Genomic DNA, 8,950 nt, shown 5'->3' on the forward strand with positions numbered 1-8,950 from the left:
GCGCATTAAGCGCTACCGCCGGCCGAAGACGCAAGTGCCCCCTTGACGCATGTGGTTGCCTCCGGCAGGCCATACGGGGAGAACACGACGCCCTACCTCCCCGGAGGCGCTGCCCGTCCGGCGAGGACGCTTTTACGTCCTAAACGCAGGCCAACACCCCACAGACACGTGGCCCCACAGACACACCTCACACCCGGACGAACCCTCAGACCTTGTCCCCCGCGGCCACCCGAGGCTTGGGCACCCGAAGCTTCCGCAACTGAGACGCCCGAATGAACGAGTACCACCCGATCGAGATCCCCTTGATGGGCTCCGTCGGGAACCGGCTCCGAACCCGCTTGGTCACCAGCCGCCCCAGCACGAACCCCTCGACCACCATCGCCAACAACATGAACGTGGTCAACAACGTCGCGTACTGCTGAATCGCCGGCGCGGGCACGATGAGCGCCACGAACACCAGGATCGCCAGGGGCATGAACAACCCCATGAGGTTGCGCCGCGAGTCGACCACGTCCCGGATGTAGGCCTTGACCGGCCCGCGGTCCCGGGGCAGCAGGTACTTGTCCTCGCCGGCCATCATCCGCTGCCGCCGCTCGACCGCGGCCGCGCGCCGGTCCTCCTTGGACGTCTTGTTCCCGCGCATCCGCTTCAACGCCTCGCGCTGCGTGCGGGGCGGCGGCGGGACGGGACCACGCCGGCGTCCCTCGGCCTCCCGGCGCTTCGGGGTGGGCTTGCCCTTGCCGGGCGTGCGCGCGGGATCGACCACCTCGTCGGGAGCGGGGTCGGCGGTGGTCTCGGTGGCCTCATCGGCGCTGCGGCGCAGGAACCTCACACCACCAGGGTAGGAGATGCCCGGCGCAGTACCCTCGCGAGGTGCGCGTCCTCCTCGCCCCCGACTGCTTCGGCGGCACCCTGACCGCGGGCGAGGCCGCCGCCGCGATGGCCGCGGGCTGGCGCCGGCACGCACCCGACGACACCCTGCTGGAACGTCCGCTGGCCGACGGCGGCCCGGGTTTCGCGGCCGTCCTGCACGCGGCCCTGGGCGGCACGCTGCACGAGACCACGGTGACCGGCCCGCTCGGCGAGCCCGTGCGCGCGGTGTGGCTGGAGCACGAGGGCACCGGCTACCTCGAATCGGCCCAGGCGTGCGGTCTGCACCTGGTCCCGCCGGAACGCCGGCCGGAATCCGCCGAGACCGCGACCACCCGCGGCGTCGGCGAATTGATCAATGCGGCCCGGAATTGTCACACCGTTGTGATTGGCCTGGGCGGCTCGGCCACCACCGACGGTGGCGAAGGACTGCGCGAAACGCTCGAAACACCCACCGCCACCCTCGTCGCCGCCTCGGACGTGGAAAACCCGCTGCTGGGTCCGCACGGCGCGGCCCGCACGTTCGGCCCGCAAAAGGGCGCGTCACCGGCCGCCGTGGACCGACTCGAGGCCAGGCTGGCCGCGATGACCGCCCTGGCGCCCGTCGCCGAGGTGCCGGGCGCGGGCGCGGCGGGCGGTCTGGGCGCGGCCCTGATCGCGCTCGGCGCGCGGGTCGTCTCGGGCGCCGGCCTGGTCCGCGACCTGGTCGGACTCGACGCGGCGCTGGACGGCGTCGACCTCGCGGTGACCGGGGAGGGCTCGTTCGACTGGCAGTCGCTGCGCGGCAAGCTCGTCACCGCGGTGGCCGCCGGCGCGGCCGAGCGCGGGCTGCCGTGCGTGGTCCTGGCCGGTCGGGTCGAGGTGGGGCGTCGTGAATCCGCAGCCATCGGCGTGCAGGACGCCTATTCGGTCGCCGACCACGTCGGATCGGCGGAGAAGTCGCTCGCGGATCCGGCGGGAACCCTCGCCGATCTGGCCGAGCACGTCGCGAGGCAGTGGTCACACCGCCGACCGTGACACCTGTGCGACGATGGTGGGCAGGAACAAAGCGGGACCTACCCGTGTTGCAGGGAATAGATGCCCGCAAAGGACCTCTGAGGGAGAGCCATGACGACCGCTCAGGACGCAGTCACCTCGACTCCTGACGCACCGCCGACCCACGGCGTGAAGCTGACCGACGCGGCTGCCGTCAAGGCGAAGGCGCTGCTCGACCAGGAGGGCCGCGACGACATGCACCTGCGCATCGCCGTCCAGCCCGGTGGTTGCGCGGGGCTGCGCTACCAGCTGTTCTTCGACGAGCGCGCGCTGGACGGCGACGCGGTCCGCGACTTCAACGGGCTCAAGGTGGCCGTCGACCGCATGAGCGCCCCGTACGTCGAGGGCGCCGTGATCGACTTCGTGGACACGATCGAGAAGCAGGGTTTCACCATCGACAACCCGAACGCCGGCGGCTCGTGCGCCTGCGGCGACTCGTTCCACTGATCCACGGCTCCACAGCTCGCCGGTCGACGCGAACGGCCCCCCACCGCAGTGGGGGGCCGTTCGCGTTCACCCGTGAGCCCGAACCGGCGTCGGTTCCGCTGGGCGTCCGACCGTCAGTAGGCGTCCAACCCGTCGACCTGGCGGTAGGCGTCCTCGTTCACGCGCCAGGGCGACGCCGCACGCGGCGCGGGAACGGACTTGCCCGCGGAACGCAGTTCTATGGGCAACGCGGTGCAGTCGTCGATCAGCTCGTCCAGCGAGTCGGCTTCGCGGTTGGTCACCAGGGGACCGTATGCGTGCCGAACGCTTGACAAAACCCTTACCGGGCAGTAGTCGCCCGGCAAGGGTTTCGCGTCACGCGGTGGCGAGCGCCGGCTCCGCGGGCTCCGGTGCGACCCCTCGACGCACCAGGCGACCGATCACCAGCGCCACCAGCACCCCGAGCACGGTCGGCACCGCGCCGACGGCGGCCGTCCAGCGGACACCCAGGCCGCTGGTGATCACCGCGCCGCCGATCATCGGCCCGAGCGCGGCGGCGACGTTGAACGCCGAGATGTTCACCGAGGCCACCAGCCCGGACGCCGAGCCGGCCTGACCCATCAGGAACGTGTGCAGCAGCGGACCGGAGGCGAACGCGGTCGCGCCGAGCACGAACACCGCCACCACCGCGGTCACCTTGGTCTCGAGCAGGAAGCCCTGCGCGAGCAGCAGCACGGTCAACGCGGCCAGCGGGATCGGCAGCACCTTCGCGATGGAGCCCGGCGGCACGCGGCCCGCGAACGTGCTGCCGACCATCGTGCCGAGGCCGTAGACCAGCAGCACGCCGGTCACCCAGCCGGGGCTGAACCCGGTCACGTCGCGCAGCGCGGGCGCCACGTAGGTGAACGCGGTGATCATGCCGGTGAACGACAGCACGGTGGTCAGCAGACCGAGCAGCACGGTCTTCCGGCCGAACGCGAACAGGCTCGCGCGCACCCCGGCGTCCGGCTCGTGCTCAACCTTGGGCGCGCCCGCGAGCACGCCGACCAGCCCGATCGCGGTCAGCGCCGCGACCAGCGCGAACGACGCGCGCCAGCCGTAGTTCTGGCCGATCAGGGTGCCGATCGGGATGCCCAGGATGGTGGACAGCGCCACCCCGTTGACGATCTTGGCGATGGCCGCCGTCTGCTTCTCCGGCGGCACGGCGGCCACCGCGACCTGCGAGGCGACCGCGAAGAACAGGCCCTGGGACAGCGCCGCGACCATGCGGGCGGCCATCAGGGTGGCGTAGTCGGGCGCGAGCGCGCAGGCCGTGGCGGCGAGCAGCGCGAGCACCATGACGGCGACGAGCAGCGACCGGCGCGGCAGGCGCCCGGTCAGGACGGTGAGGACGGGTCCGCCGATGGCCACGGACACCGCGTAGGCGGTGACCAGCAGACCGGCGGTCGGCAGGGTCACGTCGAGGTCCCCGGCGACCTCGGGCAACACCCCGACGACGATGAACTCCGAGGTTCCGACGGCGAATGCGCACAACATGAGGACTAGGGCGATCACGTCGACGAGGCTAAAGTGTGACACTGACGTCAGGGTCAAGCTTGGGTGATCAGGCGCTCTTTCGACGGAGGACGGGAATATGCGCATCGGGGAGTTGGCGGAGCGCACCGGCGCGTCCGTGCGGATGCTGCGCTACTACGACCAGCACGGTCTGCTCACCCCGCAGCGGACGGAGGCCCGCTACCGGGTCTACGAGGAGTCCGACGTGGCCCGCGTGCGCAGCGTCCGCTGCCTCATCGCCTCCGGCCTGAACGTCCGACTCGTCCGACTCGTGCTCGCGCACGCGTTCGGCGAGGACGTGGTGCTCGCCGCGGACGAGATGGGCTGCGTGCCGCTGCTGGAGATCCTCACCGAGGAGCTCGCGTCGGTGAACGACCGGATCGCCGCGCTGGAAACCAGTCGCGAGCACCTGACGAAGCTCGTCGGCGACGTCCGGAAGCTCACCGAAGAGCACTGGGCCTCCCCCGAGGGGAAGGCCCAGTGCGCGAACGGGGTGCGGCCGGCGACTACAGCTTGACCGGGTACTGCGGCTCCGGGACGACCGGGCGGATCCGGCCCTCCACGAAGATGCCGTGCCAGATCATGAAGACCAGCAGCGCCCAGATCCGCCGGCTGTGGTCGGCGACGCCGGACCGGTGCTCCTCGATGATCCGCAGCACCGCGTGCTTGTCGATGTACTGGTCGGTCTGGGAGGCGTTCACGTGGTCGACGGCCCAGTCGTGCATCTCGTCTTTGAGCCAGTGCCGGATCGGCACCGGGAAGCCGAGCTTCTTCCGGTTCAGCACGTGCGCGGGCACGATGTCGCGGATCGCCCGGCGCAGCGCGTGCTTGGTCGTCTCCTTGGTGAGCTTGAGCTCCGACGGCACCTGCGAGGCGATCCGGAAGACCTCCGGGTCCAGGAACGGCACCCGCAGCTCCAGCGAGTTCGCCATCGTCATCTTGTCCGCCTTGACCAGGATGTCGCCCCGCAGCCAGGTGAACAGGTCCACGTGCTGCATGCGGGTGACCGGGTCCCAGTCCTCCGACTCGCGGTACGGCTGCGCGGTCACGTCCTGGTGGGACACGTTCGGGTCGTAGGTGCGCAGCACCTGGCGCAGCTGGTCGTCCAGGAAGATGCGCGCGTTGCCGTAGTAGCGCTCCTCCAGGGTCAGCGCGCCCCGCCGCAGCAGGTCCTTGCCGCGCACGCCCTGCGGGATCTTCGTGGACACCTTGCCCATGGCCTTGCGCAGCGCGCCCGGCACCTTGTCGAACGGCGCCAGCGACAGCGGCTCGCGGTAGATCGTGTAGCCGCCGAACAGCTCGTCCGCGCCCTCGCCGGACAGCACGACCTTGACGTGCTTGCGGGCCTCGCGGGCGATGAACCACAGCGGCACCAGCGCCGGGTCGGCCACCGGGTCGTCCAGGTACCAGGTGATCAGCGGCAGGGAGTCCATCATCTCCTGCGCGCTCACCGGCCGGACCACGTGCTTGACCCCGATCAGCGCGGCCGACTCGGCGGCCACGTCGATCTCCGAGTAGCCCTGCCGCTCGAAGCCGGTGGTGAACGTGATCAGGTCCGGGTTGTGCTCCTTGGCCAGCGCCGCGACCACGGTCGAGTCGATGCCGCCGGACAGGAACGAGCCCACCGTGACGTCCGCGCGCATGTGCTTGGCGACGGAGTCCCGAAGCGCCGCGGTGATCTCGTCGTACAGCCGGTTCTCGTCCGACGGGCCGTGCACGGCGCGCGGCCGGAACGTGGCCGGGAAGTAGCGCTCCACCACCGGACGGCCACCCGGGGTGAGGGTGAACGACGTGCCGGACTCGATCCGGTGAACCTGGCCGTGCAGGGACTCCGGCTCGGGCACGTACTGCAACGTCAGGTAGTGCTGGAGGGCCTTGCGGTCGACGGTCGGCTGGATGCCGATCGTCGGCGCCAGTTCCAGCACCGACTTCTTCTCGCTGGAGAACGCCACGCCGCCCGGGCCCGCCGCGTAGTACAGCGGCTTGATGCCGAACGGGTCGCGGGCGCCGAACACGACCTTGCGGGCGCGGTCCCAGATCAGGAACGCGAACATGCCGCGCAGCTTCGCGACCGCCTGCGGGCCCCAGTAGTGGTAGGCCGCGACGATCGTCTCGGTGTCGCCGTCGGTCGCGAACACCGCCCCGAACTGCTTGGTCAGCTCCGCGCGCAGTTCCAGGTAGTTGTAGATCTCGCCGTTGAACAGGATCGCGTAGCGGCCCTGCTGGTCGGTCGGCCCCCAGTGCAGGGGCTGGTGCGAGTGCTCGATGTCGATGATGGACAGGCGGTTGAAGCCGAAGACGACCTCGTCACCCTGCCAGGTGCCGCTCTCGTCGGGACCGCGGTGCCGCTGGCAGCGCAGTGCCCCCAACACCGCCGAGCGCGCGTGATGCGCCTCGTTCTCGCCAGGGCAAACCAGTCCTACCAGGCCGCACACGCCAAGGCACCCTTTCGTGTCGTGTGGAGAAGTCCCCAGTATGCCGGGGGGCCTGTGTGTGACCGAAACTGCACCGGGTGGGTGCCGCCCCCAAGGGGTGAGGCCGCATCCGCTGGGCTACGCTCCCGCATGATCCGGCATGGGGTTGATTTACCCCTTGCCTGCGAGCTTTCAGCAGCGAGGAGGCGGCGAGCAGTGGGCCTGAAGGAGGGCACCAGGACAGCTCGGCTGGCCAGGGTCGGCGGGCTGGTCGGCCTGGTCGGCGTCGGGGCCACGGGTTGCTCCACGGATGAGGTGCTGCGCTTCGGCTGGCCGCAGGCCGTGACGCCGCAGGCGGAGCGGATGCGCGAGCTGTGGACCTGGTCGGTCGTCGCCGCCCTCGCGGTCGGCGTCATCGTGTGGGGGCTGATCCTCTGGTCGGTCGCCTTCCACCGCAAGAAGAGCGAGGAGCTGCCCCGCCAGGTTGCCTACAACCTGCCGCTGGAGCTGGTCCTCATCGTCGTGCCGACGGTGATCGTCGCGGTCCTGTTCTACTTCACCGCGACCACGCAGAACTACGTCACGAAGCTGTCCGGCAAGCCGGACGTCACCGTGGACGTGATCGCGTTCCAGTGGAACTGGGAGTTCCAGTACCCCGGTTACCGGACGCAGCCGCGTGACGAGCCGGTGAGCACGGTCGGCAGCTCGGGTGAGGTGCCGCTGCTGGTGGTGCCCTCGGGCAAGTCCATCCAGTTCAACCTGAACTCGAAGGACGTCATCCACTCGTTCTACGTCCCGGAGTTCCACTTCAAGCGGGACGTCTTCCCGGAGCCGGGCAAGAACAACCAGGAATCGTCGTTCGAGATCACGCAGATCGACCGGACGGGCTCGTTCGTCGGTCGCTGCGCCGAGCTGTGCGGCACCTACCACGCGGTGATGAACTTCGAGGTGCGCGCGCTGGACGCGGGCACGTTCGAGCAGTACATGGCGCTGCGGCAGAAGGTCAACAGCGACACCGGCAAGCTCTACACCGCCGCGCAGGCGTTGACCGAGCTGAACTGCGGCGAGCTGTGCACGCCGTACGCGGTCACCACCAAGCCCTTCGACACCGACCGGACCGCCCGTGAGGCGTCGTCCGGCGGCGGGAAGTAAGGAGGCATTCCCGATGAAGGTCGAAGCGCGGATTTTCGACTTGGTGATGGGGTTCTCGTTCCTCATGGCCGTCGTGTACGGCTTCTGGACGTGGGGCGCCGCTCCGCACGGGCTCGAGCCCGTCGGCACGGTGGCGCTCGCGCTGACCGGTGGCCTGGCCCTGATCTCCGGCACGTACTTCCGGTTCGTGGCGCGGCGGATCGAGGTCCGGCCCGAGGACAACTCCGACGCCGAGGTGTCGGACGGCGCGGGGGAGCTGGGGTTCTTCTCGCCCGGGTCCTACTGGCCGGTCGGGCTCGCCGCGGCGGCCGCGACGGCCGGGGTGGCGCTGGCGTTCTGGCACGTGTGGTTGCTGGTGATCGCGGTCGTGCTGCTGCTGGTCGCGGTCGGTGGGCTGGTGTTCGAGTACCACACCGGGCCCAACCACGACTGAGGTTCTCGGGGTACTGAAGATTGTGGAGAAGGGGCCGTCCGGTGTGGACGGCCCCTTCTTCGCTTTCCCGGGGTGATGGCGGGGCGGCTGGTGTGGCGGGTGTAGCCCGTGTGCGGGCGGCGTTGTGCGGGGTGTTGCCCGTCAGGCGGCGTTCGACGTCTGGTAGCTGTCCACGTACTCCTGGCCGGACAGGTCCAGGATCTTGTAGACGATCTCGTCGGTCACCGAGCGGAGGACCGGGAGGGAGTCGTGGAGGCCCGCGTAGCGGGAGAAGTCCAGGGGTTCGCCGAAGCGGATCGTGACCCGGTGCAGGCGGGGGAGTTTCTTGTCCACCGGTTGCACCTTGTCGGTGCCGATGATGCCCACCGGGATGACCGGGGCGCCGGATTCCAGGGCCATGCGGGCCACGCCGGTGCGGCCCCGGTGCAGGCGGCCGTCGAGGCTGCGGGTGCCCTCGGGGTAGATGGCGAAGGCGCCGCCCGCGTCCAGGATCGACTTCGCGGTGTCCAGGGAGGCTCTCGCGGCTCGGCCCACGCCTCGTTTGACCGGGACGTGGCCCAGGCCGCCGAAGAAGCCCCGGGAGAGGGCTCCCTTGAGGCCCTTGCCCTCGAAGTACTCGGCTTTGGCGAGGAAGGACACCCGCCTCGGGATCACCATGGGGAGCACGATGCTGTCGATGAACGACAGGTGGTTGGGTGCGAGGATCACTGCGCCCGTGGTGGGCACGTTGTCCAGGCCTTCGACCCTGGGTCGGTAGACCGCCCGCGCGGCTGGTGCCACGACTCGCTTCATCACCGTGTAGAGCATGGGTCCAAGCATGACTCCTCCCACACCTCTGGTGTTCACCGTGTCACCCCTCTCACGTCGTTTGTCGCTGAGTGGGGTGGTGGGTGGGTGTGGGCGCCCGGGTGTGGGCGTGTCTGTGTGGGCGTGTGTCTGTGTGGCCGGGTGTCTGTGGGGTGTTGGCCTGCGTTTAGGGCGTAAAAGCGTCCTCGCCGGACGGGCAGCGCCTCCGGGGGTTAGGGCGTCGTGTTCTCCCCGTATGGCCTGCCGGAGGCAACCACAT

The 8,950-nt window shown here is 69.9% G+C and carries 10 protein-coding genes; 5 read left to right on the plus strand and 5 right to left on the minus strand.

Going from position 1 to position 8,950, the window contains the following annotated elements; genetic code table 11:
• Positions 1–205: 205 nt before the first annotated feature.
• Positions 206–832 (minus strand): DUF3043 domain-containing protein, encoded by a 627-nt coding sequence (locus tag AB0G50_RS35510; protein WP_360118381.1) that lies wholly within the window; start codon positions 830–832, stop codon positions 206–208.
• Between the two features lie 41 nt (positions 833–873).
• Between AB0G50_RS35510 and AB0G50_RS35515 the strand changes: the two genes are divergently transcribed.
• On the plus strand, positions 874–1,887 hold the full coding sequence (locus AB0G50_RS35515; RefSeq protein WP_360118384.1) for a glycerate kinase: 1,014 nt from the start codon (positions 874–876) through the stop codon (positions 1,885–1,887).
• A gap of 90 nt (positions 1,888–1,977) precedes the next feature.
• On the plus strand, positions 1,978–2,352 hold the full coding sequence (locus tag AB0G50_RS35520) for an iron-sulfur cluster assembly accessory protein (protein WP_360118387.1): 375 nt from the start codon (positions 1,978–1,980) through the stop codon (positions 2,350–2,352).
• Positions 2,353–2,465: 113 nt separating this feature from the next.
• Here AB0G50_RS35520 and AB0G50_RS35525 read toward each other — a convergent pair whose 3' ends face one another.
• Together AB0G50_RS35525 and AB0G50_RS35530 are read right to left on the minus strand one after the other, a co-directional pair.
• Positions 2,466–2,633 carry a hypothetical protein gene (locus tag AB0G50_RS35525; protein ID WP_360118390.1) on the minus strand — a complete coding sequence of 56 codons (168 nt, stop codon included), beginning with the start codon at positions 2,631–2,633 and terminating at the stop codon, positions 2,466–2,468.
• Positions 2,634–2,706: 73 nt separating this feature from the next.
• Complete coding sequence (locus tag AB0G50_RS35530) at positions 2,707–3,885, minus strand: MFS transporter (protein ID WP_360118393.1); 1,179 nt, start codon at positions 3,883–3,885, stop codon at positions 2,707–2,709.
• 79 nt (positions 3,886–3,964) lie between these two features.
• Here AB0G50_RS35530 and AB0G50_RS35535 point away from each other — a divergent pair, with 79 nt between their 5' ends.
• On the plus strand, positions 3,965–4,402 hold the full coding sequence (locus tag AB0G50_RS35535; RefSeq protein ID WP_360118396.1) for a MerR family transcriptional regulator: 438 nt from the start codon (positions 3,965–3,967) through the stop codon (positions 4,400–4,402).
• Here AB0G50_RS35535 and asnB read toward each other — a convergent pair.
• The gene (gene asnB, locus AB0G50_RS35540) at positions 4,392–6,320 is read right to left on the minus strand and encodes an asparagine synthase (glutamine-hydrolyzing) (RefSeq protein WP_360118399.1); all 1,929 of its coding nucleotides are present in this window, start codon (positions 6,318–6,320) and stop codon (positions 4,392–4,394) included. The genes AB0G50_RS35535 and asnB overlap by 11 nt on opposite strands.
• Before the next feature lie 195 nt (positions 6,321–6,515).
• On the opposite strand from asnB, the gene coxB reads away from it, so the two are divergent.
• Both coxB and AB0G50_RS35550 read left to right on the plus strand, forming a co-directional pair.
• Positions 6,516–7,451 carry a cytochrome c oxidase subunit II gene (gene coxB, locus AB0G50_RS35545; protein ID WP_360118402.1) on the plus strand — a complete coding sequence of 312 codons (936 nt, stop codon included), beginning with the start codon at positions 6,516–6,518 and terminating at the stop codon, positions 7,449–7,451.
• A 13-nt stretch (positions 7,452–7,464) separates the two neighbouring features.
• Positions 7,465–7,884, plus strand: coding sequence for a cytochrome c oxidase subunit 4 (locus AB0G50_RS35550; protein WP_360118405.1), 420 nt, complete (start codon positions 7,465–7,467; stop codon positions 7,882–7,884).
• Between the two features lie 141 nt (positions 7,885–8,025).
• Here the strand turns inward: AB0G50_RS35550 and AB0G50_RS35555 are convergent, their stop codons facing one another.
• On the minus strand, positions 8,026–8,691 hold the full coding sequence (locus tag AB0G50_RS35555) for a lysophospholipid acyltransferase family protein (protein WP_360118408.1): 666 nt from the start codon (positions 8,689–8,691) through the stop codon (positions 8,026–8,028).
• Positions 8,692–8,950 lie beyond the last annotated feature (259 nt).

The sequence above is a fragment of the Actinosynnema sp. NPDC020468 genome, from assembly GCF_040642015.1.
GTDB lineage: Bacteria > Actinomycetota > Actinomycetes > Mycobacteriales > Pseudonocardiaceae > Actinosynnema.

What these genes read in the sequence shown, in the direction of transcription:
- AB0G50_RS35520 (WP_360118387.1), top strand. Translation starts at nt 1,978, where the DNA reads ATGACGACCGCTCAGGACGCAGTCACCTCGACTCCTGACGCACCGCCG.
- AB0G50_RS35535 (WP_360118396.1), top strand. Translation starts at nt 3,965, where the DNA reads ATGCGCATCGGGGAGTTGGCGGAGCGCACCGGCGCGTCCGTGCGGATG.
- AB0G50_RS35550 (WP_360118405.1), top strand. Translation starts at nt 7,465, where the DNA reads ATGAAGGTCGAAGCGCGGATTTTCGACTTGGTGATGGGGTTCTCGTTC.
- AB0G50_RS35555 (WP_360118408.1), bottom strand. Translation starts at nt 8,691, where the DNA reads ATGCTCTACACGGTGATGAAGCGAGTCGTGGCACCAGCCGCGCGGGCG.